Here is a 20312-nt window from a genome sequence, read left to right on the forward strand (position 1 = left end):
TTTTGTATTGGGAAACTTATTATTTAATAAAGTTTCCCAAAATTTTTTAAGCTTGCAGTAAGCGGGCTTGTGCCGCTCCAGAGTGTTCAAGGGCCTTGCCTAAGGCAAGAAGTTGGTCTTCGCGTCCTGGTTTAGCGATAAGTTGTGCGCTGAGAGGTAAGCCATCGCACGGCATGGGGAGTGTTAAAACCGGGAATCCTGCGAGGGTGAGAGGCTGGGTGTATAAACCAAGATTGGCCCGTGCGGAGACCATTTCTCCATTGACTTCAATGAGAGGTTGATCAAAGCGCGGCGCTTCGCCGACGACGGCAGGTGCTATCAAAATATCTGTTTGAGCGAAAGCTGTATGCATGGCGCGGCGGAACCAGTTACGGAAACGGTGTGCTTTTACAAGTGTTGGGGCTGGAATAAGGGCACCAGCTAAAAGCCGGTCACGCACAGCGGGATCAAAGTCATCTGTTTGGTGCTGTAAGTGGTGAAGATGCAGTTCAGCGCCTTCGGAAGCGCTAATGAGGAAGGCAGCGGCACGGGCACGTGCGACTTCTGGTATATGGACTGTTTCGGTAGCGTTTATTTTATGTGCAAGGGTGTTAAACGCGCTTTCCATACGAGGTGACATGTTGTTTGCAAACCACCCTCCCAAGCGTGCAATTTTTAAAGATGTGTGATCGACTAGAGGAAGTTTCTCGGCACTGAGAGCTTCGAAGCAGAGTGTTAAACTTGTGGCGCTGTCGGCAAAAGGGCCTACGGTGTCAAGGCTTTTGACAAAGGGGTAACTGCCTTGTGTGGGGAGGCGACCTTGAGTGGCACGTAACCCCCAAACGCCGCATAATGAGGCTGGAACCCGGATGGAGCCATTGGTATCGGAACCGAGGCTAAGACCGAAAAACCGTGCGGCAATGCCAGCTGCGGACCCACCAGAAGACCCTCCGGCGAGGCGTTGTGTATCATGAGGGTTATAGGTTGGTCCGTGATGTGCGTTATCTGTGGCAAACCCGTAAGCGAACTCATCCATGTTGGTGAGGGCTACGGGAATAGCTCCTGCTTGGATGAGGCGTTGGACGAGGATAGCGTCATGGGACGCTGTAGGGGTATTGGCTAAAATTTTTGAGCCTGCGGTAGTAATTTCGCCTCTGACGTCAAAGAGGTCTTTGATGCCAAAAGGTATACCGGCAAGCGGGCCTGGATCGATGTTATTTCTGACGGCATAATCGATTTTTTCAGCGCTTTTTATGGCGCGTTGTGTGAGGAGGCGTGTTGTTGTGTTGTAGAGGTGATCTCGTTGAGTGATGTCCGCCAGTACGTGCTTCGTTAGGGTAACCGCGGAGAGGGTTCGATTGCGGATACGTTGTGGGATGTCATGGCTGAGGCAGGGTAGCATTTTAGGAGCTTGGTTCATGGGTTATTCGGCTCGTATTCTGCTGCAATTTCTTCACGATCAGATAAGGGGAATTGGTCAATCATGTCGGCATAGGAGCTGAGAACGACAAGATTGGTCATAACCCCTCCATGGTACTGTTCTGAGACGTTTAAACCGATATTTTGAAAGAAAAGGGTGAGGTTTTTTTGATGAATATTCATAGCTTATGATTTGTCCAACATGAGTGAAACATGAGCGGCTATAATTTTCCAGCCTTGTGGAGTGTTGATCCATGTCTGGCTTTGGCGGCCGATGCGGGTTTCGTGGGTACGTTGAAATTCTAAATTTACGATTGCGGCATCGGGTGACAGGACCGTTATGGTGCGCCTGACAATGTGGCGGGGTGGTGAACCGCCTGAGCGTACTGACCGGAAATTGCGGATAGCTGTGATTCCGTAAAGGTTTTCACCTACTCCATAGCGCAATGTTTCTTCGCTATCGTAGAAAAGAGCATCAAGCGTGGTGAGGTCATTGTCGTTTAATGCTTTTTCGTATTGATCTGAAAGAGCCGCGATATGCTGGATGAGAGTTGGATCGTCCAGAGGCATTGATAATGTCCTGCTATTTTCATCTTTAATGCAGGAAGCTTAGTCTGTGATGTTGGTGAGTGCTATGTGAAAGAATGCACGAGGGTGCACTCATTTATGCATTTAAGGATACCTGAAAATCCGGATGAATTCCAAGTTGTAATTATATTTTCGTCTATGATTTAAATTTATATAGTACATTTCTAATTTAATTTGGGAGGGGTAAGATGTAAATAGATAAACTGTAATTATATATTTTATTTATCATAATGTATTTATTTAAATAAATATTATTTCGATAAAATCGAGAGGAATTTCAATTACCATGTGAATGAATTTTATTTTATTCTCTATGTTAAAGCACGTTTTTGAACGTCAAAAAATGACCTGTTTCTCAAAGGCTGGTTATGGGATGATTGAGGGGCGCTATTGCTGCGGTAATTATGGTGTTCTAATTTCTGGAACGGATCAGGCTAAAATTAGATATATCTAAGAATGAGCTTACTGTGTGATAGCTCTATATTATTAATCACTTCTTGTTTTTTGTCGGGCGTTTTTTGTGTTTTGAGAGGGTTCATGTTGCTGCTGAAAGCGCTTCCAAGAGGTGAGCATAAGTGGGTGTATTCACCCGAATATTTTATCATTTCTGTGTATTGAGTGATGGAATGGTAACTGGCAAAAAAATTGTTGATCGCTGTCGTGCATTCGGTGGTGGAGTTTATTCTGAAACGCAGAATGGCCTTTTCCGTCCATGGTTATCTGACGCTTTTTTTGCTGCGCAAAAGACGCTTTCTGAGTGGATGACAGCGGCAGGTATGCATGTACGGTATGATGCCGCTGGTAACCTTATAGGGCGTTATGAAGCATGTGTACCGGGGCGGGCAGCGGTCTTATTGGGTTCGCATATTGATTCTGTTGCGAATGGTGGTTGTTTTGACGGGTTGTTAGGTGTCGTATTAGCAATTTCGGTTGTGGAGCAGCTTTTTCAGGCGGATAAACGATATCCTTTTGCCATCGAAATTATTGCATTTGGTGATGAAGAGGGATCGGCATTTCCTGTCTCCATGATCACGTCCCGTGCGGTGAGTGGTGAAGTGAAGCCGGAAGATTGGGATTTGAGAGGCCCTAGTGGTAGTGTTGCGGAGACAATGCAGGCTCGTGGTCTGTTCTGTACTGATCTATTAAAAGCGGGTCGCTCTGAAGAAGATATTATAGCATTTGTCGAAGCTCATATTGAGCAAGGCCCTGTTTTGGAGGCGATAGAACGTCCACTGGCTGCTGTACGTTCTATCGCAGCGCAGCGCCGTGGTACGGTCACGATTAAGGGGCAGGCTGGTCATGCCGGTACGTTGCCAATGGCTATGCGTCGAGATGCTCTGGCTGCTGCTGCGGAAGCGGTGCTGAGTGTTGAACGTATTGTGTCGGAGTTCTCTGGTGGTGCAGAGGGGGGGCTTGTCGGTACGGTTGGGCGTTTAAATGTTTCTCCCGGTGGCAGTAATGTTGTTGCAGATCATGTGGATTTTTCCTTGGATGTTCGGTCAGGGGGAAGAGATTTGCGGGATGCTGCTATTCAAGACATAGAAGCCGAATTTCATGCTTTGGCGCAGCGCCGTGGTGTAACGTTATCATGTGTGTGGCAGCAAGATCTTGAGGGGGCGGAGTGTGATCCTTCCTTGGTAGAGCTGATGCAGCAGGCCGCTTGTGCTGAGGGAGGTAGTGATATGGCCTTGGTGAGTGGCGCCGGTCACGATGCGATGGTGATGGCACGGCGCTGGCCAACGGTTATGTTGTTTATACGTAGCCCCGGTGGGATCAGCCATCATCCAGATGAAACGGTATTAGAAGACGATGTTGATGCAGCTCATCGGACCCTTCTAGGTTTTCTTGAACGTTTAAAACTCAGTCAGAAGAATTAACGCTATGCCACCGATCTTTCCTGTTCTTGATATGCCTCAGCGTCTTTTGATGGGGGCCGGTCCGTGCAATGTGCATCCACGTGTTTTGCGTGCGATGGCATGTGATGTTATCGGGCAGATGGACCCAGAAATGACGGCATGTATGGACGAAACAGCTGAGCTGTATAGGCAGGTATTTCGTACACGAAACCGTCATACATTGTTAATTGATGGCACGGCCCGGGCCGCCATTGAGGCAGCGCTAGTGTCTTTGGTAACGCCAGGTATGAAGGTTTTAGTGCTGCGGATTGGGCGCTTTGGCCTTTTATTAACGGAAATTATTGAACGTGTGGGTGGGGTCGTCTGCCCTGTTGATGTTTCGTGGGGAGAGGTTGTTTCTACGGAAGCGGTTAAAGAGGCGATTGAACGGTATAGGCCAGAATTACTGGTGAGTGTTCATGGCGATACATCAACTACAACGGCGCAGCCTTTGGCTGAAATTGGCGCTTTGTGTCGTAAGCATAATATTCTGTTCTATGTTGATGCGACGGCGACCCTGGGAGGTATGCCTTTAGAGGTTGATGCTTGGGGGATTGATATCGCAACGGGTGGTTTGCAGAAGTGTTTGGGAGGCCCTCCCGGTAGCGCACCCATTACCATGTCAGAGCGTGCTGTTGAAGTGATTATGGCGCGTAGGCATGATGAAGCGGGTATCCGTAGTGCTGCGCCTCAAGGAGAGGGGCCGGTCATTCGATCAAATTATTTCGATCTAGCGATGATTATAAATTATTGGTCTGCTGAGCGTATCAATCACCATACGGAAGCAACCAGTATGCTATATGCCGCTCGGGAGGCCGCGCAGATTGCGCTAGAAGAAGGTATGGATGCGCGATTTATGCGTCATGCACGCGCTGGGGCAGCTGTGGTCGCAGGTATTCGGGCTATGGGCTTAAAGGTGTATGGCGATGATCGTATTCGTATGAGTAACGTGACTGGCGTGTGGGTGCCGGAAGGATGTGATCCCAATCGGGTGCGTTCGTTGTTGCGGACTGAATTTGAAATTGAAATAGTATCGTCATTTGGGCCACTTACTGGAAAAATTTGGCGTATTGGTGCCATGGGTGTGAATGCGGCGAAGCATAAGATTTTATTGACGTTAGCTGCGTTGGAATCTGTTCTGGCGAGCGAGGGCGTAAAGGTTGTGAGGGGCGCTGGTATCGATGCCGCGCGTGCTGCATGGGAGGCCTATTCGTGAGTGTCTATCCGCGTGATATGATTGGGTATGGGGCAACGTTACCAGATCCAAAATGGCCGAATGGTGCGCGTATAGCGCTGCAATTTGTTGTGAATTACGAAGAGGGTGCTGAAAACAGTGTCCTGCATGGAGATGCGGGGTCTGAGGCGTTTTTGTCAGAAATGGTAGGCACCAAGCCTATTATGGGCGAGCGCTGCATGCAGATGGAAAGTTTATATGAATACGGCGCGCGGGCGGGGTTTTGGCGCTTGTATAGGCTGTTTCAGCAAGCGGGATTTCCGGTAACTGTATTTGGTGTGGCGCTTGCTTTGGCACGTAATCCCGATGTTGTGGCAGCTATGAAAGAGGCTCGCTGGGAGATTGCAAGTCATGGTTTGCGTTGGATTGATTACCAGCATATTCCGGAAGACATAGAACGTGCACATATCCGTGAAGCGATTGCGTTGCATGAGCAGGTAACAGGGTCACGCCCGCAAGGGTGGTATCAAGGTCGTACCAGTCCGCAGACAGCGCGTTTGGCCATGGAAGAGGGGCCGTTTATTTATGATGCGGACTCTTATGCTGATGATTTGCCATATTATCGTGACATTAATGGCGCAGCGCAGTTGATCGTTCCTTATACGCTTGATGTTAATGATATGAAGTTTGCCGCACTCAATGGTTTTACCGAAGGAGAGCAGTTCTTCCATTATCTTCGTGATAATTTTGATCAGCTTTACGCAGAAGGTGGGCGTATGATGTCGGTTGGGCTGCATTGTCGTCTGGCTGGGAAACCTGCGCGTGCTCGTGCTCTAGCGAAGTTTATTGAGCATGTGCAGAGGCATGAAGATGTGTGGATTGCTACGCGCCTTGATATTGCTCAGCATTGGTTGACACATTTTCCAGCTCGTTAAGATGCCTTAGGGCATCAGACTATACTCTATCCCATAGAAAGCATTGAATTATGCAAACCCTGTCTTCCTGTCGTGGGATGGTGACTGCACCGCATCATTTAGCCAGTCAGGCGGGATTGGGTGTTTTGAAAGATGGGGGCACTGCGATTGAGGCCGCGGTTGCTATGGCTGCAACGTTATCTGCGGTGTATCCTCATATGACTGGATTAGGGGGGGATGCGTTCTGGCTCATTTTATGGCCCGATGGGCGTAATATTGCCATTGAGGCGTGCGGTGCTTTAGCGCAGGCCGCTGACGCTGCGTTTTATGCGGGGCATGAGCAGATTCCGTGGCGTGGTGGTTTGGCTGCGAATACAGTGGCAGGCACGGTAGCGGGATGGGAAAAGGCTCTGCATATCAGTGCAGAGCAGCAGCCTAATTTGCCTTTGGAGCGTTTATTACGCGATGCGATTTATTATGCTGAGCGTGGTCGGATTGTTACAGAGAGTGAAGCGGCTCTTTTGAAAGAAAAACAGGCTGAGTTGACCGATAATAAGGCATTTTCAGAGCAATTTTATCCTAAAGGCATCCCGTTGAAGGCTGGAAGCATTCAGACAATGCCGGGCTTGGCAAAAACTCTAAAAATTTTAGCGCGTGATGGCTTAAACTCCTTTTATGATGGAGACTTAGCCCGAATGATAGCAGATGATTTGGAAGCGGTTGGAAGTCCCATGAGGTATATTGATGGGGCGGGGTATACTGCAGAACTGAAGGCACCTTTATCTGTTGAAAATTCCTATGGTCGTATTTTTAACACTGCTCCACCATCTCAGGGGGTAGCCTCATTACTGATTTTAGCTTTGCAGGATCGTTTGCCGTTATGTGAGGCCGTTGATAGTGTTGATTTTATTCATGGGTTGGTAGAGGCGACTAAAAAATCATTTCAATATAGAAATAAATATGTGGATGGTCAGGAGGGGGCCGTTCAGCATTCACAATCTGTATTGCGAAATCCTACTGTGCTTGATGACTGGGCTCAAAAAATTGATTCGAAAGTCGCGCTCCCATGGAACGAAGATACTCAATGGGGGGATACGACGTGGATGGGGGCTGTCGATCATAACGGTGTATCTGTGAGCCTTATTCAGAGTGTTTACTTTGAGTTCGGTTCAGGAGTTTTGCTGCCGCAAACAGGTTTAATTTGGCAAAATCGAGGGACTTCTTTTCGTTTGGTCGAGAAGGGGTGGAATGCCCTTATGCCAGGGCGTAAGCCATTTCATACACTTAACCCTGCAGCCGCGCGGCTGAATGATGGCCGGATTATGGTGTATGGTACTATGGGAGGGGAGGGGCAGCCGCAAACACAGGCTGTAATTTTTAGTCGATATGTTCAGTATGGTGTGCCTTTGCAAGAAGCTGTTTCTCGGCCGCGCTGGTTATTGGGCCGGACTTGGGGGCAGGAAAGTACATCTTTGAAGATAGAGCTGGGTTTTTCTGAAAATGTATTTACTGAGTTATGTCAGCGTGGTCATGATGTGGAGCGGCTATCTGCCCGATCAGGGATTATGGGGCATGCTGGTGCACTAGTAAGACACCATAATGGAGTAATTGAAGGTGCGACGGATCCACGTAGTGATGGTATGGTTTCTGCATGGTAAGAAGTGGATTTATTTATCATCTTGTATTTTTTGTTTGATTAATAAAAATGTTATTTTTATATAAAATTGAACATATCTTACAAGTGAAAGTATTTTTCCTAAATTTATTCTTATTAATTTATATAGTGTGGCACAAAAAAGTATCAACGATATATCTATAAAGGATATGAGATCTAAGCCTGAGGAAAGGGTGATGACTATCATATCTGAGGTTGATGCTATAAATATTTTCAATATATCAAAAAATTTTTTGTATATAAGAAAAGAAAGTACACTAAATGTTAGTGAAAGAATTATTATATGTTTGAAGGTAAATTTATTCAAATAAGATGCTATGGGAGTTATAAAAAAATCGTCAAATTTTTTTGATAAAAATATATCAGGGTGATTTTTTTTAATTAGGTATATAAATATTAATAATGTATTTATGTATATCATAGTGAGTATTATCTATCTTTGATAGACTTTTTTGCCAGCGACATAGGTCGCCGAGACGCTACGATCATCGCCCAGCATCATCAGTGTAAAAAGTATATCAGAAAGGGTACTAGCACTTTGAGTTCGTATGCTTCCTAAGGGAGTAGCTGCCGGATCTAAAATACAAAAATCAGCGAAATGGCCGGGGATAATATTCCCAATTTGGTGCTCTAACCCTAAAGCTTCTGCGCCACCGACTGTTGCGAGCCATAGGCCCTGAATGGGGTGTAGGGATGTATTCAACCCTTGAGCGACTTTATAACTGTCTGACAAGACTTGCAGAAGTGATAGGGTGGGGCCTGCACCGATATCACTGCCGAGGCCGACCTTGACCCGACGATCTGTCTTGAGTGCTTGAAAGAGAGGAAAAGATCCGGATCCCAAAAATTGGTTAGAAGATGGGCAATGAGCAATAGAACATCCCGTATCGTGGCAGCGCTGAAAATCCTTTTCTTGTGCGTGGACAGTGTGAGCAAGGATAGAGCGAGGGCGTAACAGTCCGGCTTTATCGTACACATCCAGATAAGAGTGACGGTGAGGAAAGAGCTCTTTGACCCATGCAATTTCGGCTTTATTTTCAAGCAAGTGTGTATGCATGAATACATCACTATGTTCAGCCAATAGAGCGCCTGCAGTGTTCAGTTGCTCTTCTGTGCTGGTCGGTGCAAAGCGCGGTGTAACGGCATATAATTGACGGCCTGTCTTGTGCCAGCGTTGAATGAGCGCTTGTGAATCATCGTAAGCGGTTTGAGCTGTATCGCGGAGGTTCTTGGGAGCGTTACGGTCCATCAATACTTTTCCGGCGACCATACAAGTATTGAGTTTGGTTGATTCTGTGAAAAAAGCATCTACGGATTCTGGGTGTACAGTACAGAAAACTGCGGCCGTTGTCGTACCTGCTCGTAGGAGTTCAGATAAGAATGAGCGCGCAATGACGCGAGCGTATTCGGGGTCTGAGAAGCGTGCTTCTAGAGGAAAAACATAGTTATTGAGCCAGCTTAACAGTTGCTCACCATAAGAAGCGACCATAGGGAGTTGGGGATAGTGGACATGGGTATCCACCATGCCTGCTATGAGTAGCTGGTTTGGATAACTCTCAATTGTGGTGCTTTCTTCTAGGGCATTTTTTCCAGTACTCCATGGTGATGTAGAAATAATTCGTCCGTTTTTTATAATAACAAGGCCATCTTCTTCGTAATGTATGGCTGATAAAGGGTCACCGTTTGTGAAGGGATTTTCTTTGAAGGAGAGAAAGGGGGCGCGAATGGCGGAGTATTGGGTCATGTCGTTTTTTAATCCTATACGGTGTGGAGAAGTCTATCAAACGTCTTTCATAATTTCTTGCATGGTCTCTTGTAGTTTCAAGAAATGAATTTCAATTTTCTTTAAAAGTAATCGTGAAGCACTGGAAAGAGTGCGAGAGCGATCGACACAAAGTGCTGCGGTTAAGGGAGTTAATTTTTCATTCGAAATGTGAGTGAAGGAGATTTTATTTTCTTCAACCTCTTCCATTACGTCGGCATAACTCATGATGCTGATACCATAATTTTTGCAGATCATAGATTTAATCATATCGATACTATCAGAGGATAGAACTTCATTCATAGATATGCCTGTTTCTATTTCTAATATATCAATTTTTCGGCGTAATGCGAGTGGTAATGCTGGTGCTATAATATCATGTTCCATGCAGGCGCTGAAACGTACATGCTTTTTTTGCGCGAGTGGATGTCCCGGGGGGCTTATAAAGCCTAAGGGAAACTCGATATAAGAGCGTACAACAAGGTCCCGGACGTTTCCGGGGTCGAATAAGATGGCAAGGTCGGCTTCGCCTTGGGCTAGAGCGGGGCCAATATCTTTACTGTTACGCACAAGAATGTTCACGACGATTCCGGGGTGGGTCAGGCGTAGGTTGCGAATGAGGCGCGGCATAAACCCTCGCGTCATGGCGTTAGGAATCATAATATTGACCGAGCCGCGGCGTAGGCCTTTTAGATCATCAACTTGAATAAGAAAGCTGTCCATTTCTTTGGTCCAGCGCTTTGCTTGATCGAGTAACATTTCGCCGGCTGTTGTGAGGCGTAAACCTGTTGGAAGGCGTTCAAAGAGGGGGGTGCCGAGTGTTTGTTCGCCTTGAAGAATTTGACGGTCAATGGCGGATGCTGAAATTCTGAGGCTTTCAGATGCTTTTCGGATGGATTGGTGTTGTGCCACGGCAATGAAATAGCGCAGAAAGCGTGAAAATGCCGGCATAGGAGTGTTCTCTTTTTTAGAATGAAAAAGACGAAAATTAGATATATCTTAGAATGATCCGGGCGTGAAATAGTTCTTTTACATGTTATGTGTTCTCTTTCCATCCGAAGCTATGAGTGTGTCCTAATGTCTGAATGTTTGAAAAATTCAGTGCAATTGCCGCGTAACTGCACGTTTGAGGCAGAAGACTGGGAAATTCTCTCGCATTTTTGGTACCCTATCGCGCTTGTACGTGACGTTGGAGAAAAACCCTTGGGTGTAACGTTGCTGGACGAGACGCTTGTTGTGTATCGGGCTGGTGATGAGATTGTCGTCGCTCAAGATTTATGTCCCCATCGTGGTGTGCCGTTAAGTATGGGTAACGGTGACGGTAAGACGATTGCTTGTGCTTATCATGGTTTTCGTTTTGGGGAGGGGGGACGATGTGTTCGTATCCCTGCTCATCCAACAGCAAATATCCCTAAGAATATGCATCTCCAAAGCTATCCCGTTAAGGAGCAGTATGGTCTGATATGGACGTGTTTGTCGGATGACGGCACCCGCTCTGTGCCGGATATGCCGCACTGGGATGAAGCCGAATTCCAGCAGATTACATGCCCCTCGATTGATATTGCAGGCTTTGCGGGCCGACAAGTGGAGGGCTTTTTGGACGTGGCGCATTTTGCGTTTGTGCACACAGAAACTTTCGCTGATCCAGATAATGCGGAGGTTCCAGCTTATATGCCGAAGTTTACGAAAGAGGGTTTTGAGGCCCAATATCGTAGTTCAGTTGGTAACTACCCAATCGGTGTTTCGGGGCGAGCGCCTGAGGGGTTCGAGTGGTTGCGTCATTTCCGCCTGTCTGTGCCATTCACTGCGACGCTAGAGATTCATTTTCCTGAAGGCTCTCGTTTGGTCATTATGAATGCGGCCTCTCCTGTTTCGGCCAAGAAGACACGTATGTTTGCACCAATTTGCCGGAACTTTGATAAAGAGCTGCCTGTGCAAGATGTATATGATTTTAATCTCCGGGTTTTTGAAGAAGATCGTTTATTGGTTGAATCGCAAAAGCCAGAGTGCTTACCGTTGGATCCGACGTTGGAAGCTCATGTGATGGCAGATCGGAGTTCCATTGCATATCGGCGAAGCTTGCGTGATTTGGGCTTAAGCCGCTTCTTTATTGCATAAGCGTTTTTAGGTTACACTATGCTTTAACCCCGGGATGTTCTGAGTTTAATCTGAACAAAATTTGACACGTAATTAAGGCTGTAATGATTGTGGAATATGGTGCTACGGACCGTTTGAAAGAGCTTTCTGATACTGTAACGGCAGATTTGGCAAAAATTGCGTATGCGAGTGGTGAGTGGTCTTTCCCCAAGCACCATAAAGGAAAGTCAGTTCTTGAGGTTGCAATTATAGGGGCTGGACAAGGTGGTTTAGCGTCAGCTTTTGCTTTGCGGCGTTTAGGGGTTACAAATACGCAAATTTTTGAACGAGCTTCTGCCGGTCAAGAAGGCCCGTGGACAACGTTTGCACGCATGATCACTCTGCGAACGCCTAAGCATGTGACGGGGCCAGATCTCGGTATCCCGTCACTGACACCACAGTCTTGGTTTGAAGCACGTTATGGTGTGGATGCATGGCAAGAGTTGGGGAAAATTTCGCGTCAAGATTGGCAATCATATTTAGATTGGTTGCGTCAAACGCTGGCAATACCAGTCGTATATGATACCACTCTGGCACATATAGGTTGGGAAGACGGACTAATTCGCTTAACTTTAGTTGGCCCAGAAGGGCAGCAAGAGGTTTTTGCGCGGAAGTTGGTGCTTGCTACAGGTATTGATGGCGGTGGGGAATGGTTTATTCCGTCATTCATTAAAGATAATGTGACGAAAACACATTATGCCCATACGCATGAGGCGATCGATTTTGAATTTTTACGCGGTAAACGGGTGGGTGTTTTGGGGGCTGGGGCTTCTGCTTTTGATAATGCTGCAACGGCATTAGAAGCGGGAGCCGAACAGGTAGAGTTGGCTTTCCGTCGGAAAGAATTACCCAAGGTTAATCCATATCGTTGGATGGAGAATGCAGGGTTTTTAGCGCATTTTGCAAAATTGCCGGATATTACGCGTTGGCGGTTTATGAATCATATTTATGGTTTAAATCAGCCGCCACCACAGGATACTTTTTGGCGTTGCCGAAAGCATGATAATTTTGCTCTTTTGTCTGGAACACCCTGGTTATCCGCCCGCCAGTCTGTGGATGGAAAAACAGTAGAGGTGCAAACGGCGGATGGTGTACGGGTCTATGACTTTCTGATCGTAGGCACTGGTTTTACTGTTGATCTCGCGTTGCGTCCTGAGATGTGCGATGTGGCATCATCCATTGCTTGTTGGCGGGATCGCTTTATACCCCCGAAGGGGGAGGAAAGCGTTTTACTATCCAGTCACCCGTATCTCGGGGAGCGGTTTCAGTTTTTGCCAAAAAATCCTCATGATGAGAAAGCGGATATGCTGGCAGCTATTCATAACTTCACCTTTGCGGCTACGCCGAGTATGGGGCTAGGTGGCTCGTCTATTAGTGGCATGCGGTTTGGTGTTGATCGATTGGCGCGGGGGATTGCTGAAGATCTTTTTGTCCAAGATGGTGATCTTCATTTGGAGAGTTTATTGTCTTATCAGACGGCCGAGTTGATTAGTTTAGATCCTCCGCCTGAGGGATGGAATAATTAATGTTAAAGCAGACATTAGACGCTATTAACCAGCTGTCACACTCTGCTTTTGTAGAGTGTTTTGGACGTGTCTATGAGCATTCCCCATGGGTAGCGGATCAAGCCTGTATGCACCGGCCTTTTTCTTCTTTCGAAGCAATGAAGAAGGTTTTTTCTGATGTCGTTAAAAACGCTGGGTTTCATGAGCAGATGGGGCTAGTGCGTGCCCACCCAGAGCTAGGGCATCGTGCGGGTATTGATCCAGAATTGAGTCCGGAATCTACATCTGAGCAAGGGCAGGTCGGGTTGGATCGTTTGACGCCTCAAGAATATGCACAATTTAAGTGTTTGAATGAGGCTTATGCCGATAAGTTTCAAATGCCGTTTATCATTTGTGTGCGTCAGGCCAATAAGAAGATTATCTTGGATGCAATGGCAAAGCGCCTTATGAGCACTCCCGAGGCTGAGTTGATAACGGCTTTAGAACAGATTGACCGTATTGCAGATTTGCGCCTTCAAGATAAGGTAATATTATGAGTTCTCTCTCGACACATGTATTGGATACAGTTTCTGGCCTTCCTGCAGTTGGGGTGACGTTCCGTCTATACTCGGCGCAAGATGTTCTTTTTGAAGGGGTAACGAATAGCGATGGTCGCTGTCCTCTGCTTAGGGATATTTCGTTAAGTGCAGGAACGTATCGCTTGGAATTCGAAATTGGGGCATATTTTCGGGGAACGCATACGGCTTTAGAAGAGCCTTCTTTTTTGGATATAGTGCCGATTGTGTTTGGTTTAGCAGAAGGACGGCACGTTCACGTTCCTCTTTTGGCTGCGCCCTATGGTTATTCGACGTATCGTGGAAGCTAAGAGAGTATGACAATCAATACCCACGTGATCGCGTCAGAGCGGCATCCAGTTGATCAGGTGCCATCTTGGTGGAAGACAATTGCTTTTGGCTTGCAGCATGTACTGACATTTTATGCTGCTGCTGTAGCCGTTCCGGTTCTTTTAGCGAGTGCATTAAAGCTTCCTAAAGATGTTTTAGAGCACTTGATTAGTGCAGATTTATTTACGTGTGGTATTGCTTCTCTTATTCAAGCGGTGGGTATCGGGCGGATTGGGGTACGGCTTCCTCTGCTTCAAGGAGTATCATTTACATCTTTGGCACCAATGATTGCTATTGGCGCGTCGGGGCACGGAGGAGTGGATGGGCTTCGTGATGTGTATGGATCTGTCATAGCGTCGGGTATAATTACGTTTTTTATTGCTCCATGGTTTGCTAAATTGGCACGTTTTTTGCCGCCTGTTGTTACAGGAACGGTTATTCTTGTGATCGGTATTACTCTTCTACCAGTTGCAACGAATGATATTTTTGCAGATAGTGTAGTTGTTGGGGGGCATGGTTATTTAAAGGGATTATATTACGGACTTGGAACATTGTTGTGTGTTCTTACAATACAAAAATTAGGTAGAGGATTTTTCTCAAGTATTGCGGTTCTTATTGGGCTAATTATTGGGACCGCGGTGGCCTGGTTCGCAGGAGATGCGCACTTTTCTGATGTTGCGAGATCTGAAAACTTTGCGATGACTACGCCTTTTTATTTTGGTCTGCCGCATTTCCAGATTATTCCTATTCTGTCGATCACCATTGTTATGATGGTAAGCTTGATGGAAACCTGCGGTAATCTTTATGCCGTTGGAGAAATTGTGGATAAACCTATCACACGGCGTGATATTGTTAGCGCAGTAAGAGCTGATGGATTGGCGACATGTCTGGGGGGGATTTTTAATTCCTTTCCTTATACATGTTTTGCAGAAAATGTTGGTTTGGTGCGTTTGACGCAGGTAAAAAGCCGTTGGGTTGTAGCAACTGCTGCGTGCATTATGATTATTTTAGGGTGTATCCCGAAGCTTTCAGCAATTGTTGCGGGTATTCCTTTAGCCGTTCTTGGCGGTGCATCATTGGCGATGTTTGCTGCTGTTGCGGTCGTCGGGGTTCAAATGTTATCGCGTGCGCGTCTGGATCGGCCCAATAATGTTATTATCGTTGGGACCAGTTTAGCGCTTTCATCTTTGATGACAACGCAGCCGCATTTGATTGCTGATTTTCCTAGTTGGGCCCAAGTTATTTTTGGTAGTGGTATTCCTGTAGGGGCATTCTCAGCATTGGTTTTGCATATTTTGTTTAATTGTTTGCCGTCACGGAACTCTGGTCAACATTTAGACACAGCAGATTAAAATATATTATTTATTGCTCGGCTAAAATGAAAATATTTTAGCAGAGCAATAGAAGCTTTAGCGTGATAGGGCGAAGTTCAAGCCACTCATAACGGTTAGGCCTTGGTTGGGTATGGCTGCAAGGGAGCTTGCATAATATTGACGATTGGTAACATTGCTAGCGCTTGTTGAAAGCTGAATTTGTTTCGTAATTTGCCAATCACCAAACAGATCAAATACGACATAGCCAGCGCGCATTTTTGCGAGACCAGTTTCAGCGCTTGGTTGCCCTGCCGTATGTGTTGCAGCACGAACGCGTGCCCCAATGGTGACTTTTTTGTCCCAGAAATGAACGCCTAGAGTACCGTCCATGACAGAGCGGGGAGGGGTGGTAACGATTTGGTCATATCCTGTATAATCTGCCTGTGGCAGTTTGGTTGTGGTATTGGTGTAAGATAGAGAGGCAAAAATTCGTGGTGTATCGTACTTGATTTGTCCTTCAAAACCACTGGTATGCGTGGTTCCGGAGATGTTTTGGAAGAAATAACCATAAGTTGGAATGTAAGGGCGAGTACGTGTCGGGTGAATAACGAGAGTTTGTCCAATATAATTGCGAATGCCTGTATCAAAGACATCCCCTGAGAATGTTAAGTGGTCACGGTCAGTTAAGATGTCAGAGTAATGCAGCTTTGCGCCAACTTCCCATCCATGAGTTCTTTCTGGGTTCAGGTCTGGGTTGGGGATAAATTTTAGGAAGCCAAGGCCTGGGTGGGAGCCTGCGTAAAGTGTTTCTGTTGTAGCTGGGGGGCGGAAGCCTAACCCGTAATTAGCATAAAGTTGGAGCCCTTTGAGCGGGTTGACGGACAGGGTGACTTTGGGGTTCACGGCATCAGCGCTTTTATTAACATTGAAATGTCCAGCGGAAACGCGTGTGAAGCCTGATGCTTCATTTACGCCATTACCAGATAGGCGGTAGGCGTCATACCGCAGCGCCCCGGTGAGTTGGATAATTTTCCATGCCATTGTTGCTTGTGTAAATGCTGAACCGACGGCACGATTTCCGCTTGGTGTGGCGCCTGTATAGCCTGTTTTATCTGTTGTATTGATATGGTCGTGGTAATATTCCCCCCCATAATCGAGAGCAATATTAATGGGGCCGGTGTGCAGGCGGGAGGTATTATCTGCTTCAAAACCTAAAGTTGTAAGATTGTAATGCGTTAAATTCGCAGCAGCAATGGTCATTGCGCGGAAAGATGGAGTGGCATTCGACATGCCCGTTGTGACGACATACCCTTTAAGGTGTAGTGCGATGAGTGGGTTATCGTGGGGTGTAAAGCGGTACTCGATATTTCCTGTGTTGTTTTGGACGGCATTGGCAGTGGCAATACCACTGGACCCGACACCAAACTGGTTATGATAAATTACGGTTCCTAATTTTAAGCTCTGGTCAATTCCAGGAGTGATATCAATTTTAAATAAACCAGACTGTAAGCGCTGGAAGGTCTGGGCAATACGGTTTCCGTTACCGTCTGCATAATCACCAGAGCTACGCATTGAGAAGGCAGCTGCTATACTGAGCCAGTCGGTAATATGTGTTGCACCTCCAATCATTCCTGATCCGCCATAGTTATTGGTTCCACCAATAGCTCGTGCTTGGACGCCGTAACGTCGGCCTGCTTCAATGAGGTCACTGACGTCAAGCGTATGTAGATTCAGGGCACCTGCGATAGCGCCGGCACCATCTGCGGTAGCGACCGTGCCACGTTGAACATCAAGGCCAGCAAGTAGGGCTGGGTCAACATAGACACTACCGTCTGCGCCGTGGCCGCTTTCTTGGAAATTCTGACGAGCGCCGTCAATCATGACATTGACGCGTCCGAAGTCTTGCATGCCGCGTATTGATACAGCGAGTGAGGGCGTTCCATCGTTTTGGAAGAATACCCCCGGCACGCCTGTTAAAATGGAGTAGGGCTCGTTGGGTTGTACGCGGAGTAAGTCTTGGCGTGTTTGGTGTGAGGTTGCTTGTGGTACTTCAATTGTAGTGGTTTTTGCTCGAACCGATACCTTGCCAAAACGAAGGGGGTTGGTTTGTGATGTGATGATTGTGGAAGAATCTGCAAAGGCTTGTGTGCTGCATAGGGCTATGGTTGCAGCGGTTAAGCTTAATATATGACGGAAATTAGACATATCTGATCAATCCTAGAATGCAAAACGTCTAAAGAGACGGGTTCCCTTCAGTTAGTGCGAATAAGTTGCACTTGCAATGATAATAATTCTCATTTAGATGATCCGTAGATTTTTTCTGGAGGGGATAAATCATGCTCATACGTTCTCTGTCCCGCAGAAAACTGTTGCTTTCTATGATGGGCTCTATGTGTGGAGTGCTTGCTGCTGGCAGTTTGAAGCAGGCATGGGCGGAAGGTGAGGGGCGAGAAGGCGTACGGCGCATGATGACTGATGCGCGTGGGCGTCAGATTACAGTAGAGGCCGCCCATAAAATTGTGTGTATCGGCGGTACCATTACCGAGACATTATATGAGCTTGGCGCTGAAGGCCGTATTGTTGCGGTTGATAGTACATCGACCCGCCCGGAAGCTGCTTTACGCGAGAAAAAGTCTTTGGGCTATATGCGTATGATTTCGGCAGAGAGTGTTCTGTCGTTAGAGCCAGACCTGATTATTGCAATGAATGATGCTGGTCCACCAGCAGCGATGTCCCAGTTGATTGCATCTCGTGTGCCTATTGTTTTCGTGGATGCAACGCCATCTATCGAGGCAATTATAGGGCGAACACGCTTTTTGGGGCAGTTAATCGGTGCCGAAAAAGCAGGGGAAATATTATCGTCCCGGATTAGTGAACGTTTTAATGCATTAGCACAATGGCGTACGGAGCATGCGGTTGCGAGACGTATTTTGTTTGTTATGCGTATGACCAATGGGCATCCTATGGTGGCTGGGCAAGGCACAGCCGCGGATGCCGTTATTCATCTCGCTGGAGCAATAAATGCAGGCTCTTCTTTGCAGGGGTATAAAATTGTTGGGGATGAAGCGCTAATAACACTTCAGCCGGATATCGTTTTGATTATGGCGCAAGGCGCAGAGAGTATTGAGTCTGAATTGCGTAAAGACCCTAGCTTTTTATTGACCCCAGCAGGGAGACAAAATGCCATTATTTCAATGGAGGGTGAACGTCTTTTAGGGTTTGGTCCACATACACCAGATGCTGCGTTAGATTTAGCGCAGAAAATTACTGTTGCTTTGCCTTTATGAAGCTTTTTCGTTTTTCGGTCACGCAATGGTTTCTGTTTTTACTTGCGAGCTTAGCTTTGGCGGTTGGCGTGTCTCTTATGACGGGCGCTATGGGGTTTGGCGTGCCTAAAGGGCCAAATGGATGGGTGGTTTTAACACAGATCAGAGGCCCCCGCGTGTTTCTCGCGGTATTAACGGGGGCTGTGCTGGCTGTATCTGGCGCAGTGATGCAGGGGTTGTTTCGTAACCCGCTTGCGGACCCGGGTTTGGTTGGCGTCTCTTCCGGAGCTGCTTTGGGCGCGGCTTTAGTCATTGTGTGCTTGGGAAACACTCTTTCCATGTGGAGTGTTCCAATAGGGGGCATGATTGGAGGGCTTTTAACAACGTTGTTATTGTACTGCTTTGCAACGCGAAGAGGCATAACATCTACAGGAATGATTATTCTTTCTGGGGTAGCGCTTAGTGCCTTTGCAGGGGCCATTACAGGAATTTTGGTTTTTCGTGCGAATGATACGGCATTGCGGGATCTTACATTTTGGACGATGGGAAGCTTAGCGGGTTCTGATTGGATGCGCGTTGTAATTTTATTGCCATTTTTTGTTGTATCATTCCTTCTTTTTATAAGTATTAATCGATCTCTTAATGCTATTTTACTTGGAGATATTGATGCGGCGCTGATGGGGTTTCGTGTTGAACGCACCAAAAAAATAGCCATCCTAGGAGTGGCTTTGGCGATTGGTCCGTTAGTATCTTTTGTCGGTGTTATAGGCTTTATTGGTGTTGTGGTGCCTCATTTGGTGCGGTTAATAACGGGACCGGACCACCGTTTGGTTTTGCCTGGAAGTGCTCTGTTAGGGGCAATTTTATTGCTAATAGCAGACACGCTAGCACGGGTTATTGCTATTCCTGCTGACGTGCCTGTTGGTGTGGTAACAGCAGCAATCGGTGCTCCAATGTTTGCATGGCTTCTTCTTAAAACACGAGACCTTGGAGAAGTAGGCTGATGTTGTGCCTTAAACATGTCTCCTGTCATGTGGCGGAACGGGTGCTGTTGAATGATATTTCTGTAACGGTCAGTGCTGGTGAAATCGTTGCTGTTGTTGGAAAAAATGGTGCTGGGAAAAGTACCCTTTTAAAGGTCGCCAGTGGTTTGCTCAGGCCTGCTGTTGGCGAGGTGATGCTAGATGGTCAATGTGTGTATCAACTCTGCGCTAAAGAACTCTCAAAACGGCGCGGAATGTTAATGCAGGAAACGCCGATGCGTGCCTCTTTTACAGTTGAGCAAGTTGTAGGCATGGGACTTATGTCATGTTTTTTGGCTCAACGTATAAAAATTGTGGATGAGCAAATAGCTCGGGTTGGCCTGACTCATTTAGCACAACGGGATATTATGAGCTTATCAGGGGGCGAACGGCAACGTGCACATTTGGCGCGTGTTTTGGCGCAATTAAAAGGTGGATCTGAGGAGTGTAACCCTGGCCTTTTATTACTGGATGAACCCATTGCGGCGCAGGATTTTTCTCGACAAGGTTTGGTTTTTAAGTTGGCAAAAGAGCATGTGTCGCATGGGGGAGGCTGCTTGGTAGTACTTCATGATTTAAACTGGGCTGCTGCATGCGCAGATCGAATAGTGATGCTTTTGGAGGGAAGTATTTATGCGCAAGGTCCACCGGAAGATATTTTGACCTCTAAGGCACTTTTAGATGTCTTTGATGTCAAGGTAACTGGTGTTTCTACGCATTGTGGAACCCAAAAACCATTTGTGATTCCGCATGACCTTAACAGTTAGATGCGTGCTTTAG

General features: G+C 46.8%; 18 protein-coding genes. 12 read left to right on the forward strand and 6 right to left on the reverse strand.

Annotated elements, in window-relative coordinates; translation table 11 throughout:
- Positions 1-46: 46 nt before the first annotated feature.
- The 3 genes from KB213_RS10220 to hpxZ are packed head-to-tail and all read right to left on the reverse strand — an operon-like array spanning position 47 to position 1968.
- Positions 47-1399 (reverse strand): AtzE family amidohydrolase, encoded by a 1353-nt coding sequence (locus tag KB213_RS10220; RefSeq protein ID WP_249110485.1) that lies wholly within the window; start codon positions 1397-1399, stop codon positions 47-49.
- On the reverse strand, positions 1396-1581 hold the full coding sequence (locus KB213_RS13015; protein ID WP_282958328.1) for a DUF4089 domain-containing protein: 186 nt from the start codon (positions 1579-1581) through the stop codon (positions 1396-1398). Before KB213_RS13015 ends, KB213_RS10220 begins: the two co-directional genes overlap by 4 nt.
- Before the next feature lie 3 nt (positions 1582-1584).
- Complete coding sequence (gene hpxZ, locus KB213_RS10230; RefSeq protein WP_211682814.1) at positions 1585-1968, reverse strand: oxalurate catabolism protein HpxZ; 384 nt, start codon at positions 1966-1968, stop codon at positions 1585-1587.
- A gap of 644 nt (positions 1969-2612) precedes the next feature.
- Here hpxZ and KB213_RS10235 point away from each other — a divergent pair.
- The 4 genes from KB213_RS10235 to KB213_RS10250 are packed head-to-tail and all read left to right on the forward strand — an operon-like array spanning position 2613 to position 7627.
- Entirely contained in the window at positions 2613-3863 is a 1251-nt protein-coding gene (locus tag KB213_RS10235) for an allantoate amidohydrolase (RefSeq protein WP_211682816.1), read from the forward strand.
- A gap of 4 nt (positions 3864-3867) precedes the next feature.
- Positions 3868-5097 carry a pyridoxal-phosphate-dependent aminotransferase family protein gene (locus KB213_RS10240; RefSeq protein ID WP_211682818.1) on the forward strand — a complete coding sequence of 410 codons (1230 nt, stop codon included), beginning with the start codon at positions 3868-3870 and terminating at the stop codon, positions 5095-5097.
- Positions 5094-5990 (forward strand): allantoinase PuuE, encoded by an 897-nt coding sequence (puuE, locus tag KB213_RS10245; RefSeq protein WP_346266705.1) that lies wholly within the window; start codon positions 5094-5096, stop codon positions 5988-5990. The genes KB213_RS10240 and puuE overlap by 4 nt, the downstream gene beginning before the upstream one ends.
- Before the next feature lie 50 nt (positions 5991-6040).
- Positions 6041-7627: a gamma-glutamyltransferase family protein gene (locus KB213_RS10250; RefSeq protein WP_249110486.1), complete on the forward strand. Its 1587-nt coding sequence runs from the start codon at positions 6041-6043 to the stop codon at positions 7625-7627.
- Positions 7628-8077: 450 nt separating this feature from the next.
- On the opposite strand, the gene guaD is transcribed toward KB213_RS10250, so the two are convergent.
- Both guaD and KB213_RS10260 read right to left on the reverse strand, forming a co-directional pair.
- Positions 8078-9388 (reverse strand): guanine deaminase, encoded by a 1311-nt coding sequence (gene guaD, locus KB213_RS10255; RefSeq protein ID WP_211682822.1) that lies wholly within the window; start codon positions 9386-9388, stop codon positions 8078-8080.
- A 36-nt stretch (positions 9389-9424) separates the two neighbouring features.
- A complete protein-coding gene (locus tag KB213_RS10260) occupies positions 9425-10357 on the reverse strand; it encodes a LysR family transcriptional regulator (protein ID WP_211682824.1) in 933 nt (310 codons plus the stop codon).
- Between the two features lie 126 nt (positions 10358-10483).
- On the opposite strand from KB213_RS10260, the gene KB213_RS10265 reads away from it, so the two are divergent.
- From KB213_RS10265 to KB213_RS10285, 5 genes are all read left to right on the forward strand, one after another.
- Positions 10484-11524 (forward strand): aromatic ring-hydroxylating oxygenase subunit alpha, encoded by a 1041-nt coding sequence (locus KB213_RS10265; RefSeq protein ID WP_211682826.1) that lies wholly within the window; start codon positions 10484-10486, stop codon positions 11522-11524.
- A gap of 83 nt (positions 11525-11607) precedes the next feature.
- Positions 11608-13068: an NAD(P)-binding domain-containing protein gene (locus KB213_RS10270; RefSeq protein WP_408903740.1), complete on the forward strand. Its 1461-nt coding sequence runs from the start codon at positions 11608-11610 to the stop codon at positions 13066-13068.
- The gene (gene uraD / locus KB213_RS10275) at positions 13068-13583 is read left to right on the forward strand and encodes a 2-oxo-4-hydroxy-4-carboxy-5-ureidoimidazoline decarboxylase (RefSeq protein ID WP_211682828.1); all 516 of its coding nucleotides are present in this window, start codon (positions 13068-13070) and stop codon (positions 13581-13583) included. The genes KB213_RS10270 and uraD overlap by 1 nt, the downstream gene beginning before the upstream one ends.
- Complete coding sequence (uraH, locus tag KB213_RS10280; RefSeq protein ID WP_211682830.1) at positions 13580-13912, forward strand: hydroxyisourate hydrolase; 333 nt, start codon at positions 13580-13582, stop codon at positions 13910-13912. The genes uraD and uraH overlap by 4 nt, the downstream gene beginning before the upstream one ends.
- A 6-nt stretch (positions 13913-13918) precedes the next feature.
- Positions 13919-15283 (forward strand): nucleobase:cation symporter-2 family protein, encoded by a 1365-nt coding sequence (locus tag KB213_RS10285; protein ID WP_211682832.1) that lies wholly within the window; start codon positions 13919-13921, stop codon positions 15281-15283.
- Between the two features lie 57 nt (positions 15284-15340).
- On the opposite strand, the gene KB213_RS10290 is transcribed toward KB213_RS10285, so the two are convergent.
- On the reverse strand, positions 15341-17449 hold the full coding sequence (locus KB213_RS10290) for a TonB-dependent receptor domain-containing protein (RefSeq protein WP_211682834.1): 2109 nt from the start codon (positions 17447-17449) through the stop codon (positions 15341-15343).
- Positions 17450-17580: 131 nt separating this feature from the next.
- Here KB213_RS10290 and KB213_RS10295 point away from each other — a divergent pair, with 131 nt between their 5' ends.
- From KB213_RS10295 to KB213_RS10305, 3 genes are read left to right on the forward strand one after another with little or no spacing between them, the layout of a single operon-like run.
- Positions 17581-18531, forward strand: a complete 951-nt coding sequence (locus KB213_RS10295; protein ID WP_249110487.1) for a heme/hemin ABC transporter substrate-binding protein — start codon at positions 17581-17583, stop codon at positions 18529-18531.
- Entirely contained in the window at positions 18528-19514 is a 987-nt protein-coding gene (locus tag KB213_RS10300) for a FecCD family ABC transporter permease (protein WP_211682836.1), read from the forward strand. Before KB213_RS10295 ends, KB213_RS10300 begins: the two co-directional genes overlap by 4 nt.
- Positions 19514-20299, forward strand: coding sequence for a heme ABC transporter ATP-binding protein (locus KB213_RS10305; RefSeq protein ID WP_249110488.1), 786 nt, complete (start codon positions 19514-19516; stop codon positions 20297-20299). Before KB213_RS10300 ends, KB213_RS10305 begins: the two co-directional genes overlap by 1 nt.
- Positions 20300-20312: the final 13 nt, after the last annotated feature.

Source organism: Neokomagataea anthophila (assembly GCF_018122595.1).
GTDB classification, from domain to species: domain Bacteria; phylum Pseudomonadota; class Alphaproteobacteria; order Acetobacterales; family Acetobacteraceae; genus Gluconobacter; species Gluconobacter anthophilus.